This window comes from Solirubrobacter phytolaccae, assembly GCF_027587195.1.
GTDB classification, from domain to species: Bacteria; Actinomycetota; Thermoleophilia; order Solirubrobacterales; family Solirubrobacteraceae; genus Solirubrobacter; species Solirubrobacter phytolaccae.
Map to the genome: position 1 here is coordinate 56199 of NZ_JAPDDP010000024.1, position 22111 is coordinate 78309.

At 72.0% G+C, this 22111-nt stretch carries 19 protein-coding genes; 7 read left to right on the top strand and 12 right to left on the bottom strand.

What is annotated here, in order from left to right:
- Window positions 1-4 precede the first annotated feature (4 nt).
- Window positions 5-529, top strand: a complete 525-nt coding sequence (locus OJ997_RS15120) for a hypothetical protein (RefSeq protein ID WP_270025990.1) — start codon at window positions 5-7, stop codon at window positions 527-529.
- A gap of 52 nt (window positions 530-581) precedes the next feature.
- Here OJ997_RS15120 and OJ997_RS15125 read toward each other — a convergent pair whose 3' ends face one another.
- From OJ997_RS15125 to OJ997_RS15135, 3 genes are all read right to left on the bottom strand, one after another.
- Window positions 582-6560, bottom strand: a complete 5979-nt coding sequence (locus tag OJ997_RS15125) for a ThuA domain-containing protein (protein ID WP_270025991.1) — start codon at window positions 6558-6560, stop codon at window positions 582-584.
- Window positions 6561-6816: 256 nt separating this feature from the next.
- On the bottom strand, window positions 6817-7953 hold the full coding sequence (locus OJ997_RS15130) for a DUF1963 domain-containing protein (RefSeq protein ID WP_270025992.1): 1137 nt from the start codon (window positions 7951-7953) through the stop codon (window positions 6817-6819).
- A 9-nt stretch (window positions 7954-7962) separates the two neighbouring features.
- Window positions 7963-8310 carry a hypothetical protein gene (locus OJ997_RS15135; protein WP_270025993.1) on the bottom strand — a complete coding sequence of 116 codons (348 nt, stop codon included), beginning with the start codon at window positions 8308-8310 and terminating at the stop codon, window positions 7963-7965.
- A gap of 66 nt (window positions 8311-8376) precedes the next feature.
- Here OJ997_RS15135 and OJ997_RS15140 point away from each other — a divergent pair, with 66 nt between their 5' ends.
- The 5 genes from OJ997_RS15140 to OJ997_RS15160 all read left to right on the top strand — a co-directional run bounded on the left by OJ997_RS15140 (window position 8377) and on the right by OJ997_RS15160 (window position 13843).
- A complete protein-coding gene (locus tag OJ997_RS15140) occupies window positions 8377-8928 on the top strand; it encodes an RNA polymerase sigma factor (RefSeq protein ID WP_270025994.1) in 552 nt (183 codons plus the stop codon).
- Between the two features lie 64 nt (window positions 8929-8992).
- A complete protein-coding gene (locus OJ997_RS15145; RefSeq protein ID WP_270025995.1) occupies window positions 8993-10189 on the top strand; it encodes a hypothetical protein in 1197 nt (398 codons plus the stop codon).
- Window positions 10190-10418: 229 nt separating this feature from the next.
- The gene (locus OJ997_RS15150; protein WP_270025996.1) at window positions 10419-12530 is read left to right on the top strand and encodes a S8 family peptidase; all 2112 of its coding nucleotides are present in this window, start codon (window positions 10419-10421) and stop codon (window positions 12528-12530) included.
- 54 nt (window positions 12531-12584) lie between these two features.
- A complete protein-coding gene (locus tag OJ997_RS15155) occupies window positions 12585-13133 on the top strand; it encodes an RNA polymerase sigma factor (protein ID WP_270025997.1) in 549 nt (182 codons plus the stop codon).
- Window positions 13130-13843 (top strand): hypothetical protein, encoded by a 714-nt coding sequence (locus tag OJ997_RS15160; RefSeq protein ID WP_270025998.1) that lies wholly within the window; start codon window positions 13130-13132, stop codon window positions 13841-13843. The genes OJ997_RS15155 and OJ997_RS15160 overlap by 4 nt, the downstream gene beginning before the upstream one ends.
- 5 nt (window positions 13844-13848) lie before the next feature.
- On the opposite strand, the gene OJ997_RS15165 is transcribed toward OJ997_RS15160, so the two are convergent.
- Genes OJ997_RS15165 through OJ997_RS15200 form a run of 8 tightly spaced genes read right to left on the bottom strand, consistent with a single transcriptional unit; the run spans window position 13849 to window position 21131 of the window.
- Window positions 13849-14268 carry a hypothetical protein gene (locus OJ997_RS15165; RefSeq protein ID WP_270025999.1) on the bottom strand — a complete coding sequence of 140 codons (420 nt, stop codon included), beginning with the start codon at window positions 14266-14268 and terminating at the stop codon, window positions 13849-13851.
- A gap of 8 nt (window positions 14269-14276) precedes the next feature.
- A complete protein-coding gene (locus OJ997_RS15170; RefSeq protein WP_270026000.1) occupies window positions 14277-15560 on the bottom strand; it encodes a DUF1963 domain-containing protein in 1284 nt (427 codons plus the stop codon).
- A 32-nt stretch (window positions 15561-15592) separates the two neighbouring features.
- On the bottom strand, window positions 15593-16420 hold the full coding sequence (locus OJ997_RS15175; protein ID WP_270026001.1) for a metal ABC transporter permease: 828 nt from the start codon (window positions 16418-16420) through the stop codon (window positions 15593-15595).
- Entirely contained in the window at window positions 16417-17157 is a 741-nt protein-coding gene (locus OJ997_RS15180) for a metal ABC transporter ATP-binding protein (RefSeq protein ID WP_270026002.1), read from the bottom strand. The genes OJ997_RS15175 and OJ997_RS15180 overlap by 4 nt, the downstream gene beginning before the upstream one ends.
- Window positions 17154-18068: a metal ABC transporter substrate-binding protein gene (locus OJ997_RS15185; RefSeq protein ID WP_270026003.1), complete on the bottom strand. Its 915-nt coding sequence runs from the start codon at window positions 18066-18068 to the stop codon at window positions 17154-17156. Before OJ997_RS15185 ends, OJ997_RS15180 begins: the two co-directional genes overlap by 4 nt.
- A 38-nt stretch (window positions 18069-18106) precedes the next feature.
- Window positions 18107-19540 carry a WS/DGAT/MGAT family O-acyltransferase gene (locus tag OJ997_RS15190; RefSeq protein ID WP_270026004.1) on the bottom strand — a complete coding sequence of 478 codons (1434 nt, stop codon included), beginning with the start codon at window positions 19538-19540 and terminating at the stop codon, window positions 18107-18109.
- A 12-nt stretch (window positions 19541-19552) separates the two neighbouring features.
- Entirely contained in the window at window positions 19553-20266 is a 714-nt protein-coding gene (locus OJ997_RS15195) for a TSUP family transporter (protein ID WP_270026005.1), read from the bottom strand.
- A gap of 4 nt (window positions 20267-20270) precedes the next feature.
- Complete coding sequence (locus OJ997_RS15200; protein ID WP_270026006.1) at window positions 20271-21131, bottom strand: LLM class flavin-dependent oxidoreductase; 861 nt, start codon at window positions 21129-21131, stop codon at window positions 20271-20273.
- A 67-nt stretch (window positions 21132-21198) separates the two neighbouring features.
- Between OJ997_RS15200 and OJ997_RS15205 the strand changes: the two genes are divergently transcribed.
- Window positions 21199-21747, top strand: coding sequence for a TetR/AcrR family transcriptional regulator (locus tag OJ997_RS15205; protein WP_270026007.1), 549 nt, complete (start codon window positions 21199-21201; stop codon window positions 21745-21747).
- Here OJ997_RS15205 and OJ997_RS15210 read toward each other — a convergent pair.
- Entirely contained in the window at window positions 21717-22103 is a 387-nt protein-coding gene (locus OJ997_RS15210) for a hypothetical protein (RefSeq protein WP_270026008.1), read from the bottom strand. The genes OJ997_RS15205 and OJ997_RS15210 overlap by 31 nt on opposite strands.
- Between the last annotated feature and the right edge of the window lie 8 nt (window positions 22104-22111).

Below are 22111 nucleotides of genomic sequence, written 5' to 3' on the forward strand. Positions count from 1 at the left end.
GGGTATGCGCGCACTCGCCCTCACTGCAGTCGTCGTGCTCTTCACCGCCGCGGACGCGTCCGCCGCCTACGACCGGACGTGTGAGACCCACGCCGAAGGCCCGAACCCGGAGGACGTCGCGAAGCCGGACGCGAAGCGCGACCTCGTCGTCGGCCGGCTCACGGTCCTCAACGTGGTCGCGGCCGACCGCGAGCTGCCGTCATACAAGAGCCGCGACCGCTATCTGATCAAGACGCCGGTGATCATCCGCACGGGCGCGCCGGTCGTGGTGCGCGTTGCCAAGCGTGACCGCCGGCACGTCGCGCTCAACTTCAACGCGAGCGAGCAGCGTCGTGGCCAGCACAGCGTCCGCTTCCACCCGTGCCCGCCGGACACGGAGCGCTTCAGCGACGGCAAGCCGCTCGGCGAGTGGACCGCCTACCCGGGCGGGCTGATCCTCCAGCGCCCGCGCTGCGTGACGCTCGAGTTCCTGGAGGAGGGCAAGCCGACCGTGCGGCGGCGCGTCGCGCTCGGCAAACGCTGCCGTTAAGCGACGCGGGGGCCGCGACGTCACCGCCGCGGCCCCCGAGCGCACTACACGCCTACGGTGTCGTCGTCGACAGCGTGAACGTCAGGGTCTTGCTGTACGTGCCGCGGCGCAGCCCGTCGCTCTCGGCGATCGGCTGCTTGAACACGAGCGGCACCGACTGCGTGCCGAACGGGCCGGTCCAGCTCTTCAGCGTGGTCGGCGCGGCACTGCCGCCGACCGGGGCGCCGTTGACCCGGAGCGGCTGGGGCAGCGCGAACGCGCCGTTGACCAGCTTGCCCGTGTTGGTGGTGCTCGGGTCGGACACCGTGAGCAGGGCGTCACCCGCGGACGACGTCACCTTGGCCGCGACCTCGGTGGCGTAGTCCTTCGCCTGACCCGGGACGAACGTCCCCAGGCTGATCGGCCCGGCAAGGTCCAGCGCGAGCAGGCCCGGCACCTCGCCGCCGATGACGACGGGGACCGAGGTGCTGGTCGGGCGGACGCGCACCACGAGCTCCTTGGCGGTCTCCACGACGCCCGCCTGGTCGGTCGAGCGGTAGCGGATCGTGTGCTCGCCCTCCGGAGCCACGAACGGCGCCGTGTAGGTCTGCCACGCGCCGCCGTCGATCGCGTACTCGGTCTTGGCGACGCCGGAACCGCCGGCGCCGTCATTCGCCGCGAGCGTGATCGTCGGAGCCGCGGCGTACCAGCCGTCGGCACCCGGCGCCGCGCTCACGGACGCCGTCGTGACCGGCGCCTGGGTGTCGGCCGCGCCGATGCGGAAGTAGTCGAAGTCCACATCGATCGGGGCGGCCTGGGCCGGCCCGATGCCCATCAGGCCTATCGCCGGGTTGGTCAGGGCGACCGTCACGGTCCCGGGCGACTGCACCCAGGTCGTGCCGTCCGCGCTGATCGCGCCGGAGTAGGTGTTGCCCTTCTTGGTCAGGCGCAGCCACCACGTGTCCGTGGCCGACGCGGGCGGAGCGATGTCCGCCGCGCCGGACGGGCCGAACGCCCCGCCGCCGTTCTCGCCGCGCAGCTCGACGCGCCGCACCTTCGCGGCACCCGGGTCGTTGTCGGCCACGATGTCGTACTTGACGTAGTGGTCGACGTCGCTGAACAGCATGAAGCCGGCCAGCTGCCACGCGTCGCCCAGCGGGGCGGTCATCTTCGTCTCGGCCACCCAGTCACCGGCGGGCGCCGACTGGAGGATGAGGTTCTCGATCGGGCCGTTGTCGGCGCCGCTGATGTCGGCGTCGAACGTGCGGACGCGGAGCTTGCCGTCCACCAGCTTGGCGCGGCTCGAGTTCCAGCCGTGGATCTTGTCCCAGCGGCAGCCGTCGATCGAGCTGCCGTCGAACTCGTCGTTCGCGGCCGGCTTCGGCTTCGCCTCGTCCGGGGTGACCCGGAAGTAGTCGAAGGCCGCGGTCTTGTTCTGGGCGTCCAGGTCACCCGCGGCCAGCAGACCGATGGTGCCGTTCGCCTTCAGCGGCCCGGTGCCGCCCATGTTCGTCCAGTCCGTGCCGTTCGTCGAGTAGGCGCCCGTGAGGGTGCCGTTCGCGTTCGTCAGGCGCAGGTGGAGCGTCGTCGGGTGATCCGAGGCCACGTAGGCGTTGCCGCCGTGCGCGGTCCGTGCACCGGCCGTCTCGGACCAGAACTCCACGAAGCGCCGCCCGTCGGTGTGCCGGGTGAAGGTCAGCTTCGTGTAGTTGTCGTCGTCGACGTGCACGACGAGGCCCGCGTACTGCCAGGCGTTGTCGTGGTCCAGCGTCACCTTCGTCGTCGCCTGCCAGTTGCCGGTCGGCGTCTTCTGGGCGACGTGCGAGACCGGCGCCGTGTTGGTGCCGTCGATGTCGCCGTTGATCACGGCGAGGTTGAGCGCGCCGTTGGCCACGGCGGGAGCGCCCGTGGCCGGACCGCGGGCGGTCGTCCAGCGGGCACGGTTGAGCGAGGAGTCGAACTCGTCCGAGACCGTGGGCGCGCAGCCCGGGACCGGCGTCGTCGGCTCCTCGGGCTCACCCGGGACGTCCGGGTCGGTGTCCAGCGACCAGTTGGTGAACTTGGCCGTCGCGCGCGTCCCGCTGATGTGCGAGACGACGAACAGGCCGATGTCCTGGGTGGTGGTGGCCGCCGGGATGGTCGTCGTGGTGCCGACCTGCGTCCACTCGGTGCCGTTGCGCGAGCAGTAGACCGAGAACTTCTTGCCGAACTTCTCGACCTTCAGCCACGTGGGCGCGCTGCCCGTGCCACAGCCGTTGGCCACCGGCTCCGTGGAGTCGTTGACCTGGCCGTTGCCGCCGGCGTCGTGCATGTACTCGGCCTCGCCGTTGCCCTTCTCGCCGAGCACCAGGTAGCCCTTGTTGTCGTTGCCGCCACCCTGCGGGATCTGGTTGCGGACGATGATGCCCGCCTTCGAGTTCGCATGGGTGCCGTCGAACTCGGCCACCTTGACGGTCGCGACGAAGTTCTCGCCGACACCGCCGGGCAGGTAGACCGCGCCGAACTCGTTGGCGGCCTGCCACAGGTCCGCGCCCGCGGCGCTGACCGTGAACTCGTCGCCGACCTTGTCGAACGCCGCGTCGACGTTCGCGAACGTCTCCCACGGCGGGCGGACGCCGGACTCGCCGACCGAGAAGCGGACCTTGCGCGAGTCGCCGGTCAGGCCCTTGGCGTTCGTGGCGACCGCGTGGACGGCGTAGAACTTCTCCACCGTCTGGTTCCACGTGACGCTGTACGGCGCGGACGTGTCCTCGCCGACCTTCGCGCCGTCGACGAAGAACTCGACCTTGGTGATCTGGTTCTCGGCGTCGGTCGCGTCAGCGGTGAGGGTGACGGCGCCCGGGGTGACCGCCGCGTTCTCCGTCGGCGCGGTGATCTTCACCGTGGGGCGGGTCTCGGGCGAGAGGCCCTTGCCGTTGACCTCGAAGAAGTTCAGGCGGAAGTTCGCGGTGCCCTTGAACACCAGGAACAGCGCCATCGAGGCCTTGTCGGTGGGCGCGGGGACCGTGACGTCGGTCCAGCGGTTGACGGAGCCCGTGGCGGGCACGGCGGCCGTGCCGAGCAACGCGCCCGTCGGGCTGTCCTTGCGCAGCTCGATCGAGCCGCCCGCGGCCTGCGCGGCCACGCGGAACGTGATCGAGTCGATGCCGGTGAAGTTGACCGGGTCGTAAGAGGCCCAGTCGCCCTCGCTCAGGTTGCTCAGCGCGGACGTGCCCTCGGCGTCGCCGGAGGCCTCGGCCGTGTCGGTGCCGAGCCGGCCGTCGGCGTGCTCGGCCTCCTTGCGCTTGGGCTGCAGGATGATCGTGTCGGTGCCGGTGAGCGCCGGCACGGTGCCGTCGCCCTGGTCGGTGTAGCGGGCGTCGAGCGCGAAGAACACCTTCATGTCCTCCGAGTGGCCCGTGCCCAGGTCGGTCACGACCGAGCCCGTCTTGCCGCGGTACTCGAGCAGCGGGTGCGCGTGGTCGTCATGGCCGAGCGCCGGCTGGACGATCAGGTTCTGGTAGTCGACCGTGTCCTCGGCGTCGGTGACCGTGACGTCCCAGTTCACGCGGTCGCCCCACTCGACGAAGCCGCCGTTGAGCGGCCCGTTGAACTTGACCGTCGGCTTGGTGTTGCCGACCGTGACCAGCAGCACCGTCGTGCCGGTCTTGCCGGCCGGGTCGGTGACCGTCAGCCGGGCCTGGTAGACGCCTGGCGTCGTGTACTGGTGCGTCGGGTTGGCGACCGTGGAGTCGGTCGTGCCGTTGCCGTCGAAGTCCCACGCGTACGTGAGCACGCCGCCCTCGGGGTCGGACGAGTTGACGCTGGAGAACGTGACCGTCAGCGGCTCCTGCCCGTTGTCGGGCGTCGCCGTCGCGGCCGCGACCGGCGAGCGCGAGCCGTTGATGTAGTCGATCCGGTAGATGCCCGAGTTCGGGTTGTCACGGCCGAAGCCGCCGCCCCACTCGAGCGCGTACAGCGAGCCGTCCGGACCGAACGACAGCGACTGCGGCGCCAGGAACGACGTGTTCGGCATGAACGGGTTGACCTTCTCGACCTTCGCGTTCTCGCCGAGCTGGACCGTCCAGACCCGGTTGCGGGCCCAGTCGTAGTAGAAGGCCTTGCCGTCGTAGGAGGCCGGGAACTTCGTGTCCGACGTGGAGGCGGCGTTGTAGTCGTAGAACGGGCCGCCCATCGGGGCGAGGCCACCGCCGGCCGCGATCGCCGGCACCGACGTCTGCGTGTAGCCGTACCACATGTCCGGCGCCTTGGCCGGGGGCAGGTTCGTCAGACCCGTGTTCTTGATCGAGTCGTTGACCGGGTTGGCGCAGTCGAAGAACGGGCCGACCGTCACGGGCGACGTCATGTAGTTCACGTCGCGGAACGGCTCCTGGTTGCCCATGCACAGCGGCCAGCCGTAGTTGCCCGGCTCCTTGATGATGTTGTACTCGACGATGCCCGCCGGGCCGCGCGTGTTCGGCGCGTTGGTCGAGTTGTCCGGCGCGTAGTCGGCGACGCCGATCCAGCCCGTGTTCGGGTCCACGGAGAACTTCCACGGGTTGCGGAAGCCCATCGCGTAGATCTCGGGACGCGTCTTGTTGTCGGCGTCGTTCGCTTCGTTGAAGAGGTTGCCGGTGGGGATGTCGTAGCCGCCGTCGGCCTTCGGCTTGACGCGCAGGATCTTGCCGCGCAGGTCGTTCGTGTTGGCCGAGGTCTGGCGGGCGTCCCACATGCGGTCGGCGCGCTCGGACAGCGGGGCGTAGCCGCCCGACGGCTCCGAGTGCGGGTTCACGTCATCGCCGACGCCGAGCAGCAGGTTGCCCTGCAGGTCGAAGTCCAGGTTGCCGCCCGTGTGGCCGGGCTCATCCGGCTCGCGGGAGGCGGGCACGGTGATGACGACCTTCTCGCTGGCCGGGTCGATCGTGTTGCTCGCGTCGACCGTGAAGCGCGAGACGCGGCTGAAGAAGTTCGCCGGGTCGGAGTTGTTGGCCGAGTTGGGCGCGTAGTAGACGTAGACCCAGCCGTTGGTGGCGAAGTCCGGGTCCAGCGCGATGCCCATCAGGCCGTCCTCGCCGCCCGAGTAGACGTTGAGCGTGAGCGCCGTCTTGACGTTGCGGGTCTTCGGGTCGTAGACGCGGATCTGGCCGCGCACGAGCTCGGTGAAGAAGACGCGGCCGTCCGGCGCGACGTCGAGCGCGAACGGCGCGCTCGTGTTCTCGTCCAGCGCGACCTTCTCGAAGTTCGAGTTGATCGTGCCACCGCAGTCGCCGGCCTCGACGCCCGCGGCCCACTTGACGCCGCCGACGATGTGGGCGAGCAGCGCGGGCTCCTGGAAGTGCGCGCCGAAGTGGCCCATGCCCGTGATCCAGGCACGACCGCCGTCGTAGGGCTTGCACCACGAGATCGGGTGGTCGTAGCCCATCTTGTTGCCGCCCGCGTCGTACGTCGTCTCGTCGAGCGAGAGCAGGACGTGCGCGTTGCCGCGGACGTTGGTGGCGAAGTTGTACCACTCGTCGTTGCGCGACCAGCGGTCGGTCAAGGCCTGCGTGGACGGGTGCGCCTTGTCCTCGCGAATGACCTGCGCCGTGAGGCCGCCGACGCCCGAGTTCCACGGCGGCGGGTCGCCGGCCGGGGGCGTGCTGCCCGTGGCGGCGTGGCCCGGCATGAGCGAGCCGACCAGGTCGTCCCACCACTTGTAGTTGCCGCGCATGTCCGTGGCGTTGTGGATGGCGACGATGCCGCCGCCCGCGCGCTGGTACTTCTCGAGCGCGGTCTTCTCCGCCGCGGTCCACGGATCACCCGAGGTCTGGAACATCACCAGCGCGTCGAAGCGCGCCAGGTCCGTGTCATTGAAGATCGCCGAGTCCTCGGTGTGCTCGGACGTCACGCCGGCCTGGTCCAGCGCCGCGCGCAGCAGCGGGGTGCCGTTGGTGATCGCGTCCGTGTGGCGGAAAGCCGCCGTCTCGGTGAAGACGAGGACGTGCGCCGGCGCGGCCGGCTGCGTGAGCTCGGCGAGCGGCGCCGTCGACGCCCATCCCGGTGTGCTCGCGCCCATCAGGGCGGCGGCGTTCATCGCCGGGGCGTGCGCGTGCGCCGCGCCCGTGTCGTGTGCCTGTGCGGGGCCCGCCAGGACCCCGGCACACGTTGCTGCCAGCACTGCGCTCCTGAGCGCAGATCTCCCGATACTTCTCACGACTCTCCTCCGTCGGCGCGACGCGCAGGCATCACGCGTAAGCCAGTCCACCTACGGCCGAAGATACCAGCGCATCTACGCATAAGTCGCAAGGCTTTTGATTGCGAAAAGTCATATCGCTCCGCGTCCGCTCATCTCAGTCGTGCGCGAGCGACGCCTGGACGCGATCGAAGCGGCCCGCGCGCAGGTCGGCGGTGGGCAGCACGACGTAGAGCTCGCCGGCATCGAAGGCGTCGGCCTGCAGGAGCAGGCTCCAGTCCTCGCCCTTGCCGCCGCCGAGGCGGGCGAGGGAGTTCATGTCGAGGCCGCCCTGCCAGCGGGCCCAGCCGAGGATCTGCCCGGCGGGCGAGCGCCAGCCCTGCTCGGCGGCGAGCCGATCCTGGAGCGTCCACAGCGCGTCGGAGTGCTGGGGGACGGTCAAGCCGGCGCTGGGGACGACCGGCTGGTCGGCCAGGTAGCCCTCCTCGTGGAGGTCGGGTGGGAAGTCGCACTCGTGCAGGACGGCGTCGGCGGGGGAGTGCAGGACCAGGCAGGCGTCCGCGTCGTCGACCGAGAGCGACTCCGGCTCGACGTCGCAGAAGATGTGCAGGTGCCCGGCCTGCGGTCCGATCCACACCGCGGGGTCGAGCGTGGCGAGCGCGAGCTGGGCGATGAACGTCATCGGGCCGTAGCGGCCCTCGGGCCATGGCGTGTCGTCGGGGAGGTGCGGCGTGCCGCCGATCCAGCTCGGCTGCGGCGCGTTGCTCGCCAGCAGCGCGAGCGCCGGTCGCGCGGCGTCCGCCGCCTCACGGTCTCCCAGCTCCGTCACCCGGCTCGGGTCGAGCGGGGAGAAAGCCGGCCGCAGTGGCACGTACTCCGGCGTGCCCGAGACCACCTGGGTGGGGTCCACCAACCCGCGCAGCTTGACCTCGGCCGGGTCGAACCCGCGCGCCTCGACCGCGATGACGACGTCGCCGACGCGGGCCTTCGCCGCCCAGCGGTCGCCGGCCGAGGCGAACGCGAACGGCCGCTCGACGCCGTCGACCATGAGCGGCCGGGTCGTGGACACGATCTCATCGTCGTCGTCCTCGAGGCGCTCGACGACGCCAGGGCCCCCGTTCGTACCGGAGTCGACATCGAGCTCGCGCGCGTCGGTGTCGTGACGCAGGTGCACCACGTCCGGGCCGCTGCCGAGCCCGCCGTAGGCCGCCAGCTCGACCGGGAGGCCTTCGGGCGCGAAGACGCGGAACGGCACGCGCGCGAGGACCGCGCGCTGCTCGGCCTGCCACGGCATCTCCATCGGTCAGCCGAGCACGGGCGTGCGGCGGTTCTCGCTGCCCGGGCGCAGGTAGATCCACCAGTAGATCGGGATCGCGATCGGCGCGCCGAGCAGGATCACGACCAGCCACAGCACCCGTTGGTCCTGTGGCACCCGTGGGTTGCGCCACGCGTGGAGCACGTAGGCGACCGCCGCGCCGAGCATCAGCAGCATCGTCGCGAGGTGCAGCCCGATGAGGACGCCGAACGGGATCAGCAGGTCGTTGTCGGGATCACCGCCGCCACGGATGGTGGCCTCGACGATCAACGCGATGAAGAACACCATGTAGATCGGTGGCCAGAACGCACCGAAGAGCATGAACGCACGACGCATGCCCTGACCGGTACCCGCGAGGGCCGTGGTCACAACCTGCGGTCTTCGCGGCACTAGAGACCGCGCATGGCCCTGACCGACCGAGAGCTGCTCGCGCGCGCCGACCGTGATCCGGAGGCGTTCGTGACCTTCTACGACCGGCACGAGCGCGCGGTGGTCGCGTTCGTCGGCTCCCTCGTGCACGACCCCGAGGTGACGGTCGACGTGGTGGCCGAGACGTTCGCTCGCGCGTTCGGCGCGCGCGACCGGTTCCGCGAGGAGGCGAGCGGGCGCGCGTGGCTGCTGGGGATCGCGCGGCACGTGGTGTTCGCGAGCTGGCGGCGCGGGCGGGTGGAGCGGGACGCGAGGAAGGAGCTGGAGATGCGTGCGCTGGCGGTGAGCGACGAGACGGTGCGCAGCGTCGAGCGCGCCGTGCTCGAGTCCGAGGAGGCGGTCGTCGCCGCGTGGCTCGCCGACCTGCCGGAGGAGCAGCGCGAGGCGGTGCGGCGTCGCGTGCTCGCGGAGGACGACTACGACACGATCGCCGCCGACCTCGAGTGCTCGGAGGCCGTGGTGCGCAAGCGCGTCAGCCGCGGCCTCGCGACGTTGCGACGCACGCGTGCGGAGGGCGAGCGATGACGCCCCGCGAGCGCGGCGCGGCCAGGCGCGCGATCGGCCGGCGCGACCGGACGGAGGCGGTGCGATGACGTTGATCCCCGAGTTGCGCGAGGAGCTGCGCACGACGGCGGTGCGCCACGCGCGTCCGCGTCGTCGGCGCCGCTGGTGGTTCGGGCTCGCGCCCGTCGTGCTCGTCGCCGGGACCACGGCCGCGCTCGCGGCGAGCGGGGTGCTCCAGATCCCGATCGGCGAGCCCGCCAAGGACCCGCCCGAGCTCACGCGGCTCGCGCCGACGCCGAACACGGAGATCGGCACCGTGGCCGTGGGCACCGAGCGGCTGCTGGCCGTGCGCGCGCCCGATCCCGACGGCGGTCCGGAGTGGGGCCTGCAGCTCGCCTCGACCACGCGCGGGCTCGGCTGCCTGCTCCCCGGGCGGGTGGCGCAGGGGCGGATCGGCGAGCTCGGCGACGACGGCCGGCTCCATCCGTATCCGCGCGACGTCGTCCGCAACCCGGGCGAGTGCGCGCTGCTCGACCGCGGCGATCGGCTCTTCCACAACGTCGCGCGCGAGCGGTACTCGGCGCGTGCGGTCCGGCTCGGGCCGTGCTCGCCGGGCGCGACCGACCGCCGGCTGTGCACGGACGGGCCGGCGCGTACGTTGCTGTACGGCACGCTCGGCCCGCGCGCGAAGGCCGTCGTCTACCGGACACCCGACCGCAAGCTGCGCACGCTGTCGACCGTCGGCCCGGAGGGTGCGTACCTGATCGTCCTGCCCGCGGGCGCGTCCGACGTCATCCGGTCGGTCCCGGACACGCACCCGCTCGACGAGCGGATCGTCGGCGTGCACTTCGACGGCGGCCGCACCTGCGCCGGGTCCGCGCTGCGCTCGCAGGAGACCTGCCCGATCCCGGCCTACCGCCCGCTGCGCGTGGAACGCGTCACGCAGAAGGACGTGTCGGCGAAGATCCACGCGCGCTTCCGCCAGGGGCGGCGCTTCTGGAACCTGCGCGTGTCCTTCCGCGTCCCGCGCGCGGTCACCGACGCGCGCACCGCGTACAGCATCCGGATCTCTCCCCCCGGGAACACGGGCCGCGGCACGACCGGCTGGACGCGCCGCGACCTCAAACGCGGCGAACGGGTCGAGCAGCTGTTCTCGCACGTCAACGGCGGCGGCGAGTACCGCATCTGGGTCCGCTTCCACCAGGCCACCGATCCCGGCCAGGCGAACCCGCTCGGCGCGAACGGCGTGACCGTCGGGCGGCTGCGGGTCAAGATCCCGTGACGGAGAGCTCGCAACCTGTAACGTTCGACGCATCCTGACCATCGCCGCGCGCTCCCTGCCGGTCTGGCTGGTAGCCATCGCGGTCCTCCACGGCCTCCCGGCCCAGGCGCAGGCCCAGCGAGCCTGCGGGAAGGCGCTGCGGGCGGCGACGATCGAGGGGCGGGACCGCTGCCTGCGTCCCGGCCAGTTCTGCGTGGTGCGGCTCGACCGGGCGTATCACCGGTACGGCTTGCACTGCCATCGCCCCAAGGCGGGGCGCGCACGACTGCGCGCGCCGACGCCGTTCACGACCGTCAGTGAAGCGGCCCGGCGCGGAGCGCTCGACCCTGCGCTCGCGACGCAGCTCGACGCCGGTGTCGCCGTCGAGGCGCTCGCCATCCTCGACGACGCGGGGCGTGTGCCTTCACTGGGTGTGGGCACCCCGCGCCAGATCACCGGCACCCGGACCGCGATCGCCGACCTGCGACGTCCCATCGCCCACCGCAGCCAGGTCCAGGTGCTGCAGACCTACCAGCTCGTCCCGCTCGTCCACGTGCGCATCGCGAGCCCCGCGGCGGCGGTCGCGCTCCTGAACACGCCCGAGGTCCGCTCGATCGCGGCCGACGAGGTGCGCGTGTCGACGACGGCCAGCTCGCTGCCGCGCATCTCGCAGCCACCGGTCCTGGCGCGGAGCCTCATGGGGCAAGGGGTCGGGGTCGCCGTGCTGGACACCGGGGTGGACTTCACCCAGCCGGACTTCGGCGCGTGCGTGGCGGCCGGCCAGGCCGCCACGCCGGCCGACGTGTGCCGCGTGTCCGCGGCGCTGGACACCGCGCCGGACGACGGTGCCCTCGACGCGCACGGGCACGGGTCGAACGTCGCGGGCATCGTGTCCGCGGTCGCTCCCGGGGCGAGGATCCTGGCCCTCGACGTCTTCGACGGCCTGCCGGCGCACGACCACGACGTCATCGAAGCGCTCGACTGGGTGCTGCGCAACCGCGCGAAGCACAACATCCGCGCCGTCAACATGAGCTTCGGGAGCGACAGCCACCACCTCGGCTCGTGCGACAGCAGCTTCTGGGGGCGCCACCCGTACACCAACGCCCTCATCGGCATGCGCTCCGCCGGCATCGTCCCCGTCGCGTCGTCGGGGAACTCCGCGCGAGATGGCTCGGGCAACTTCGTGGACGGCATCGGCGATCCCGCCTGCGTCGCGTTCGCGGTCGGCGGGACCGACGACAGCGACGCTCTGCGTCCGGGCTCGCAGGACGGTCCGCAGCTCGGCGTGCTCGCGCCCGGCACGGGCATCACCGCCGGCGGGCGGACGATGGGCGGCACCTCCCAGGCCGCACCACACGTCGCCGGCGCGGTGGCGGTCCTCGCGAGCCTGCGTCCGCAGTCCACCCCGCAGGAGCTCCAGGACTTCGTCCGGACGTCGGGGACGCAGATCACCGACCCGCGCTCGGGGCGCACGCACCCGCGTCTGGACCTGATGACGGCGGTGCGCGCCGCGCACGTGGTGCCGAACGACAACCGCGCGGCGGCGCGGGCCATCACCGCCTGGGGCACGCAGCTCGAGCAGCCGACGTGGACCGCGTCCAAGGAGCCGGGTGAGCCTGCGCACGCGGGCAACGCCGGTGGTGCGTCCGTCTGGTTCAAGTGGACGGTCCCGCGTGCCGGCAGTGCCACCCTCAGCACGTTCGGCAGCTCGTACGACACGCTGCTCGCGACCTACCGCGAAGGCCCGGGTGGTCAGCTCACCGCACTCGCCGCCAACGACGACGCGCCCGGCCAGAAGACGAGCCAGCTCGCGTTCGGCGTCGTCGCGGGCGACGTGGTGTGGATCGCGGTCGACGGCAAGGTCGGCCCGGCGGCGACGCCGTTCCCGGCCGCCGGCCGTCTGCGGATGACGCTGAACCTGGCCAACGACAACCTCGCCGACGCCGTGACGTTGACACCCGGCACGACGGCGTTCGGCGCGAACGTCGGCGCGACGCGGGAGGCGGGCGAGCCGCACCACTGTGGGGACACGTTCGCCAGCGCGTCGGTCTGGCACCGCTGGACCGCTTCCGCCGACACGGTCGTCTCCGTGGCCGTCACCGACGAGACCTTCGCGCTCTGCGTCGCCGCGTACCAGTCGGCGGCGAGCGCGCCCGGGCCATCCGCTTTGAGCCTCGTGCGGGCGGCCAGCAACGAGCAGGGCGACACCCCGGCCTTCACATTCCAGGCGAGCGCGCAGAAGACGTACTGGATCGCGGTCGAGGGCGCCTCGTTCGAGACCGCCTGCCACCCGGTCACCGGGCAGTGCTTCTTCGCCTCGCAGACCGGAGCGTTCAAGCTCCTGCTCACCACGAATCCCTGAGCCGCCTCGGCAACCGCGGTCACGTTCCCGCGTGATCTCGGAAGGAACGTTCTAGTGGACGACCTCCGCACCGACGAAGCGCTCCTGGCGCACGCCCCGAAGGACCCGGCGGCCTTCGACGCGTTCTACCTGCGGCACGAGCGGCTCGTGCTCGCGTGGCTGCGGCGCCGCACCGGCTCGGCCGACACGGCGCTGGACCTCACGGCCGAGACGTTCGTCGCCGCGCTCGCGTCCGCGCGCCGGTACCGGCCGGGCGACGGTCCGCCGGTCGCGTGGCTGCTCGGGATCGCCCGCCACAAGCTGCTGCGCTCGTTCGAGCGCGGGCAGGTCGAGGCGCGGGCGCGACGCAAGCTCGCGATGGCGCGGGTCGAGTACGACGACGAGGACCTCGCGCGCGTGGACGCGCTGGGCTCGTGGCCCGCGGAGAAGCTGCTCGCGCTGCTGCCGCCTGATCAGGCCGCCGCGGTCAGCGCGCGCGTGCTGGAGGAGCAGCCGTACCGCGAGGTCGCGGCGATCCTGCAGTGCTCGGAGCTCGTCGCGCGCAAGCGGGTCAGCCGAGGGCTCGCCACGTTGCGCGCCGTCCTGGAGGAGGAGGAAGCATGAGCGAGATCCCTGCCCTGCGGGACGCGCTGCGCGACACCGCGCGCCGACACACCGCGCGGCGCCGCCGTCGGCTCACGCTCGCGGTCGCCGTGCCGGTCGCGCTGGCGGCGGTCGTGTTCGCGCTGGCGGGCAGCCTCCCGCGCACGGACGAGACGCTGCCCGGCGAGGCGACCGTCACGCCCACGGCGACGGCGACCGCGACCCCGGGCGTCACGCTCGACGACGCCGAGCGTGAGCTCGCCAAGGTCTACGGCGTCTTCCGCCGGCCGGCCCGGGCGAGCGACCGCCCGCCGAACCGCCTGCGCGAGCCGGCCATGTCCTCGATCGAGCTCGAGTGGGAGCGCGCGCGGCGGGTGGCGACGCTCGGCGAGCGCGCCACCTACGTCATCCCGACCGTGGACCGAGGGCGCGTCGGCCTCTGCCTGTTCACCCGCGTCGACGCCGAGCGCCCGGGCGGCGGCGGCTGCGGCCCGTTCGATCCGAGCACGGCGATGTCCAAGCCGATCTGGGGCAAGACGTTCTACCGCCCGAACACGGTCTACGACGTCCTGCTGCCCGACGGCGTGCAGGAGGTCACGGTGCACTTCAAGGGCCGCACCGTCACGCTCCCCACCGGCGAGAACGGCTTCATGTACGAGGGCCGCCGCGTGCGCAAGTTCACGTGGCGCGACGCCGAGGGCAACCAGCACGAGGCGCGCGCCGGCATCTGAGGCCGTCAGCGATCGGTGATCTCGGCCACGCGCCAGTCCCCGGAGCCCTGCTCCTCGAGCTTGAACGTGCAGTCGCCGGCGTGGATGGTGGCGAACGGGGGCGTGAAGCGCCCGACCCGCACGTCCTCAGGTGTGGCGCTGCCGCAGCGGCGCGGGCGCGGGTTCGGGGTGTCGCAGCGGGACGCGTCGGCCGCCTCGTCGGTGAGCGCGCTGCACGCGCCGCTCCGGTCGCCCGCTCCGGCCATGTCCATGTAGGTGAGCGCGATCGCGGCCGGGATCAGCTCGAGCGAGTTCTCCCTGAGCGCGTGCCCGTCGTCGCCGAACGACACCAGGCGCGGACCGAGGCCCACGAGCAGCACGACCACGACCAGCGCGGCGACGGCGATGAGCGGACGCCGCTCGACGATGCGGATCAGTTGTTGCATTCGGATGCTCAGTCGAACTCGATGATGGCCTCGGCACGGTCGAAGCGACCCGCGGCGAGATCGGCGGTCGGAAGGGCGACGTAGAGCTCGCCGTCGAGCGCACCGGTCTGCAGCAGCACGGTCCAGTCCGCGGCCTCACCCCCGCCGAGCCCCGCAAGATACCCGAGGTTGTCGTCGTTCTGCCAGAAGGGCCAGCCGAGCAGCTGGCCTTCGCTGTTGAGCCAGCCCTGCTCGCTCGCGAGGCGCTCCCGGAGCGACCAGAGCTGCTCCCAGTCGTAGTCCGTTCCCAGTCGGTCGGGCACCGTCAGGCCGACGCTGGGCTCCACCCGTTGCCGGTGCAGCTCGCCGTACTCGTGCAGGTCGGGCGGGAAGTCACGCTCCTCGACCGCGTCGACGGAGTGCAGGACGCGACACGCGCCCTCGTCCTCGAAGCCGAGTGACTCGTCGGCGGCGCAGAAGATGTGCAGGTGACCCTCCCGGGGGCCGGGCCACACCTTCGGATCGAGATCGGCGAGCGCGAGCTGCGCGATGAACACCATCGGCCCGTGCGCGCCGGTCGGCCAGTGCATGTCGGCGGGCAGGGCGGGCCTGCCGCCGATCCAGCTCGAGCTCCGCTCGTCCGTGGCGAGGAGCGCGAGGCCGGGCCGGGCCGCCTTGGCCAGCTCGGGCCCGGAGTCCTCCAGCGGCGTGCCGGCCGTGAGCTCCCGCACCCGCCGCGGGTCGAGCACGTCGAACGCCTCGCGCGGCGGCGCGTACTTCGGCGTGTCGGACAGCACCTCGAGCGGGTCGACCAGCCGCCGCAGGTGCAGCGCGTCGGGATCGACGCCGCGGGCGCTCACGGTGATCACGACCTCCCCGACGCGGGCGATGGCGGCCCAGTCCTCGCCCCGCGAAGCGAACGCGAACGGGAGCTTGACGCCGTCGACGCGCAGGGAGCGCGTAGAGGAGACAGCCTTCGCGTCGGGGTCGTCGAGGTCGCGCACGCGGTCGGCCGCCTCGGCGCGCCAGTCGTGCTCGTACTCGTCGACCGGGTCGGAGTCGACGGACAGCTCCGTCTGCTCGTCGACGCCCGTCAAGCGCACGTGGCTGGGCGGGAGCCCGCCCTCGGGCGCGTGCCCCCAGCCGCCGAGCTCCATCGGCACGCCTTCCGCCACGTAGATGGGAAAGCGTGCCGCACCGAGGACCTTGCGCTGCTCGGCGTCCCACTCGTCGACCATCGCGCTCGGTTCCTCCTTGGCTCTGTCCTGGTTGCCGCAGCCCGCGAGCAGCGCGCCGATTGCCGCGAAGGTCATGAACGCGCGTCGCACGTCCTGACCACTACCCGCTAGCGCGCGGTGAGCACCCCGTGCTTCGGGCTGAACAAGTAGGCGAGCAGGAAGAGCACGGTGAGCACGACGACGATCATGCCGCCGGTCGACGCGTCGAAGTGGTAGCTGAGGTAGGTCCCGAGCACGGTCGACAGCACGCCGGTCGTGATCGCCAGCGCGAGCATCCGGTCGAAGCGATCCGTCAGCAGGTACGCGGTCGCGCCGGGCGTGATCAGCATCGCCACGACGAGCACGATGCCGACGGCCTGCAGCGCGACGATCACCGTCAGCGCGAGCGCGCCGAGCAGCACGATCTCCAGCCGCCGCGGCGAGATCCCGATCGCGTGTGCGTGAACGGGATCGAACGCGTAGAGCACGAGCGACTTGCGCAACAGCAGCAGCGCGACGATCACGATCGCGCCGAGCACGAGCACCTGCCAGATGTCGCTGTCGCTGACGCCGAGCACGTTGCCGAAGAGGATGTGGAAGAGGTCGACCTGCGACGGGATCACGCTCACCAGCACGAGCCCGAGCGCGAACAGGCCGGTGAAGACGATGCCGATCGCGGCGTCCTCCTTCACGCGGCTCGTGCGGTTGAGCCCGCCGATGAGGCCGACCGCGCCGGCGCCGAACAGGAACGCGCCGGCCGCGAACGGCGCGCCGATCACGTAGCTGAGCACCACGCCGGGGAGCACGGCGTGCGAGACGGCGTCGCCCATCAGCGACCAGCCGAGCAGCGTCAGCCAGCACGACAGCACCGCGCACGCGACGCCGACGACCACCGCGACGAGCATCGCCCGCTGCATGAACTCGAAGGTCAGGGGCTCCAGCAGCAGCTCGTTCATGCGCGCAGCGCCTCCTGCGGGACGAAGCCGCCGAAGGCCTCGGCCAGCAGGTCCGGGCGCAGCGTCTCGTCGACGTCGCCGTGGGCGATGATCCGGCGGTTGATCAGCGCGACCTTGTCGCACAGCGCGGGCACGGCGACGAGGTCGTGCGTGGAGACGACGATCGTGCGGCCTTCGGCGGCGAGGTCGCGCAGCAGCTGCGTGAGCGTCGCCTCGCTGCGCTTGTCCACGCCCGCGAACGGCTCGTCCAGGAACAGCAGCTCCGCGCCCTGGGCGAGGCCACGGGCGACGAACGCGCGCTTGCGCTGGCCGCCGGAGAGCGCGCCGATCTGGCGGTCGCGCAGGTCGGCGAGCTCCACCCGCTCCAGCGCTTCGGTGACGCGCCGGCGGTCGTCCTCGCTGCTGCGGCGGCGCCAGCCCATCTGCCCGTAGCGGCCCATCGTCACGACCTCCTCGACGGAGATCGGGAACGCCCAGTCGACGTCCTCGCTCTGGGGCGCGTACGCGACGCGGCCGTCGCGGCGGGCGCGCTCGGGCGGAGCCTCGAACAGGCGCACGTCGCCGGCGTCCAGCTTCACGAGCCCCATCAACGCCTTGAACAGCGTCGACTTGCCGGAGCCGTTCATCCCGATCAGGCCGTGCACGAGGCCCGCGTCGACGGTCAGGTCCAGCCCGTCGAGCGCGAGCGTGTCGCCGTAGCGGACGCGCAGGCCGGTCGCGGTGATGGCGTGGGTCATGTGGAGGCTCCAGTGAGGCCGGCGATGATCGTGTCCGCGTCGCGGCGGAGGAGGTCGAGGTAGGTGGGGACCGGGCCGCCGGCCTCCGAGAGGGAGTCGACGTAGAGGACGCCGCCGAAGCGCGCGCCGGACTCGTTGGCGACCTGCTTCTGAGCCTTGTCGCTGACGGTCGACTCGCAGAAGATCGCGGGCACCTGGGAGCCGCGCACGAACGTGACGGTGGACGCGATCTGCTGCGGCGTGCCCTCCTGCTCGGCGTTGACCGGCCACAGGTAGCGCTCGGTCAGGCCGAAGTCGCGGGCCATGTAGGAGAACGCGCCCTCGCAGGTGACGAGCGCGCGGCGCTGGGGCGGGAGCGCGGCCAGCTCGCGCTTGACCGTCGCGCCGACCTCGTCGAGCGCGCCGCTGTACTCCCGCGCGTTGGCCGCGAACACGGCCGCGCCCGCGGGGTCGAGGTCCGTCAGCGCCTTGCGGATGTTCTCGACGTAGATCTTCGCGTTGGAGACCGACATCCAGGCGTGCGGGTTGGGCTTGCCCGCGTACTCGCTCTCGCCCGCGATCGGGATCGGCTTCACGCCCGTCGTGAGCGTCACGTGCTTGGCGTCGGCCAGGTCGACGAACTGCTCGAACCAGCGCTCGAGGCCCATCCCGTTCTGCAGCACGAGGTCGGAGGTCGCGGCGTGCTTGAGGTCCGACGGCGTCGGCTCGTAGCCGTGGATCTCGGCGCCGGGCTTCGTGATCGACGCCACCTCGATCCGGTCGCCGCCGACCTGGCGGACCATGTCGGCGACCACGGTGAAGGTCGTCAGGACCTTCGGCTTGCCGGAATCGGCGGTGTCCGACGTGCCGCAGCCGGAGAGCGCGAGCGCGAGGACTCCCGCGACCACGACTCCACGAAGCAAGTTAGACATGCCTAAAACTGTAGCGGGCTGTGTCTAACTACGTCGTGTTACACGGCTGAAGCTTTCTTTCGGCGCCCTCGCGGCTTGCCGCCCGCGGCCTGGACGAGCTCCGCCAGCGCGTCCTTGAGTGCCTGTCCAAGGTCCTCGATGTCGGGCAGGTTGTCGTAGTCCCCGAGCAGGCCGAAGTCCATGCCGCCGTTGTAGGACATGATCGCCACGGCCAGCGACTGGTTCTCCGGCAGGAACGCGACCGGATAGGTGTCCAGCAGCTCGCGGCCGAGGATGTAGATCGGGAACTGCGGGCCGGGGACGTTCGTGACGAGCAGGTTGAACAGCCGCGTGGAGAACTGCAGGCGGCTGGCCTGGGCGAGGATCGTCGGCGGCGCGAGCGCCTCGAGGCCGGAGATCGCCGCCGCGCCGACGGCCTGCTTGGACTCCTTCAAGCCGTCCATCGCGTGGCGCACGACGCGCAGGCGCGCGACCGGGTCCTCGACGTAGACGGGCAGCGGGCCGCGCATGACGACGATCCGGTTGCCGAGCTGGCCCTTGTCGTCCTTCGTGCGCACGGACACGGGCACCAGCGCGCGCAGCTCCAGCCCTTCGGTGCGCACGCCGCGCGAGCGGAGCCAGGTGCGCAGGCCGCCCGCGACGACGGTCAGCACGACGTCGTTGACCGTGCCGCCGAGCGTGTTCTTGACGAGCTTGAAGTCGTCGAGGTCGTTGCGGACGAAGGACAGCCGGCGGTGCGGGCCGATCGGGACGTTGAGTGGCGTCTCGGGCGCCGGGTTCAGGCCCGCCCACGCGACCTCGCCGATGCCCTCGAGCGCCTCCTTGACCTGGTCGAGCGAGGCGCCGGGGTGCGTGGCGGCGGCGAGCGCGCCGTTCGCGAGCTCCAGCGGCAGGCGGGCGAGGCCCTTGACGCCGCGGGCGGCGAGCTGCACGGGGTTCGGCTCGGGCTGCGCGGTCCACGGCTCGCCCTCGTGCGGGGCGGCCTGGGGGACCGGCGAGAGGTCGAACATCACCGTCATCAGGTCCACGCCGCTGATGCCGTCGACGAGCGCGTGGTGGGTCTTGGAGATCAGTGCGAAACGGCCGTCCTCGAGGCCCTGCACGAGCCACAGCTCCCACAGCGGCTTCGCGCGATCCAGGCGCTGGGAGTGGATGCGCGCGGCGAGCGCGCGCAGCTGCTCCTGCGAGCCGGGCGACGGCAGCGCGGTGTGGCGGACGTGGTACTCGAGGTTGAAGCTCGCGTCGTCGATCCAGATCGGCCGGCCCGTCTCCAGCGGCGGGACGGCGAGCTTCTGCCGGTAGCGCGGCACGAGGTGCAGTCGCGACCGGATGTGGTTGAGGAAGTCCTCGTACGTCGGCGGTGGACCCTCGAGGATGAGGACCGCGCCGATGTGCATGTGGCTGTTCGCCCGCTCCTGCGCCAGAAACGATGCGTCAACGGCTGAAAGCCGGTCTCCGTGCGCCTGCGCCATTCATGCGAGAGCCTAACTGAGCGCTCCAACGAGCCCAACCAAGACCGCCACGACCATCACAGCGGTTAACACGCGCTCGTAGTGCTCGCCCTGCGCGAGCCTGGTAAAGCCGCGGCGCCCGATCACGTGCGCGAGCGCGACGGCCGGGATGAGCGCGAGGGTCAGCGTGCCGTCGGGCGTCTCGGGTTGGCCCGACGAGACGAGCGCGAACGCACCCAGCGCCGCGAGCCCGATGAAGCACACGGTGAGCGTGTCCCGCACCTGCTCGGGCTTCGCGCCGCGGCCTAGCAGGTGCAGCAGCATCGGCGGCCCGTTGGTGCTGGTCGTCGTGGTGAGCGCGCCCGCGGCGAGCCCGGCGATGCCCGCGGGGACGTGCGCGGTGGTCACCCGCCGTGCGAGCAGCGTGCCCGCGACGCCGACCGTCACGGCCACCTGCAGCGCGACCTCCGGTAGCGCCCGCAGCACGATCACGCCGGCGAACGCGCCGGGCGCGGCGTACGCGAGCATCGTGATCGCCGACCGCTTCAGCGGCCGCGGCGTGCGGTGCTCGCTCACGAGCGTCAGCACGTTCACCTCGAGCCCGAGGAGCAGCAACAGCACCACCGCCGGCTCGGCGTCCAGCGCCGCGAACACGAGCGGCGCGGCGACGAGGCTGAACCCGAACCCGGTCGCCGCCTGCAGCATCGTCCCGAGCACGACGGATACGCAGGCGGCGGCGAGAAGCACACGGCTACGTTCGCACGAGCTCGTCGGCGACCCACTGGGCGACGCCGTCCGGGTACGGGGCCGGAAGGCCGAGGACGATGTGGGTGAAGCCGGCGCCGGTCATCTTCGCGATCGCCTCGCGGGTGGTCTCCGGCTGCTCGTAGGAGGCCGGGAGGAAGATCGAGCGGGTGAGCGTCGACGGGTCGCGGCCGATGCGCTCGCACAGCCCGTCGAGGACCTTGCTGCGGGCGATCGAGTCGTCGAGGTCGGCGCCCGTGATGTTCATGAGGTCGGCGTGCTCGGCCGCGATCCGCAGGACCGCGGTGCTGCGTCCGCCGAGCATGAGCGGCGGCGTGGCCTGCACGGGCTTGGGGTTGCAGAACGCGCCGGTGAGCTGGTGGAAGGTGCCGTCGAAGTCGAAGGGCTCGTCCTCGGTCCAGAGGCGCCGGATGAGCGTGCACGCCTCGGCGAGGCTGCCCATGGCGTGCTTGGCGTCGTGGAACGGGAGGCCGTGCGCGTCGTACTCGCGGCTCGCGCCGGGCCAGCTCGGGCGGGAGCCGGCGCCGAGGCCGAAGTCCAGGCGGCCGTCGGCGACGATGTCGACCGTCGCCGCGATCTTCGCCAGCACGGCCGGCGGGCGGATGCGGTTGCTGGTGACCATCACGCCGAGCCGCAGGCGCGAGGTCTGCGCGGCGAGCGCGGAGAGCAGCGTCCAGCCCTCCATGATCGGCCCGAGCGGGTCGCCGCCGATCGGCAGCAGATGGTCGAACAGCCACGCGTGCTCGATCGCGGGGATCGCGTCCGCCTCCCGCCAGACCCGCTGGATGTCGGCGTAGGCGACCTGCTGCGGCGCGGTCATGATCCCGAACCGGGGTGCGTCTGTCATAGAATCCGTCCTCGAACCGGAGAGGGTGTCCGCTCAGGGTAGCGGATAGCCTGTCCACTTACGACCCATGCCTGAGACCCCCACCCGCCGCGCCGACGCCGAGCGCAACCGCCAGAAGATCCTCACCGCCGCTCGCACCGCGTTCGCGGAGGTCGACACGGACGTCTCGATGGCCGAGATCTCGCGCCGCGCCGGTGTCGGGATGGCCACGCTGTACCGCAACTTCCCCAGCCGCCGTGAGCTCCTCGAGGCCCTCTACCTCGACGAGGTCGATGCGGTCTGCGCGGCCGCCGAGACGGTCGCGGGCGACACGCCGGCGGAGCGGTTGGAAGCGTGGCTGCGCCGCTTCTTCGAGTACTTCACGAGCAAGCGCGCCGTCGCGTCCGAGCTGCTCGCGCAGACGGACGCCGACAACCCCGTGTTCGGCCAGGGCTACCCACGCGTGGTCGGCGCCGGCCGCCCGTTGCTCGCGGCGGCGCAGGAGGCGGGCCAGGTCCGCGCGGACCTCACGCTTGAGCAGGTGCTGGAGCTCGTCGTCGCCGTCGCCCGGATTCAGGGCGACGCGGCGTACGTCGAGCCGATCCTTCAGACCGTGCTCGACGGGCTCCGGACGTAGGCGTTCGCGCGGCGCTCGCGCTCCCGCAGGGCGATGGCCTCGTTGGGCTTGTCGCGCCAGTTGTTGAAGGCGCGCGCGGCGGCGGCCCGGGGCGTGTCGACGACCGGTGCGGGCTCGGGCGCCACGGGCGGCATGAACACCGTGGGCTCCTCGACGTAGTCGGCGTCGATGTAGTCCTTCTCGGCCGTGGCGACGTGCCAGATGCCGAGGATCGGGCCGCCGGCCACGACGACCGCGGCGACGGTGAAGGTGAGCGGCGTGGCGGGCCACACGCCATAGAGCCAACCGGCGACGGCGGCGGCGAGGAAGAGTGGGCTGGCGAACGCAGCGAGGAGGGAGAGGGCTCGGGACGTCACGCTCGCTG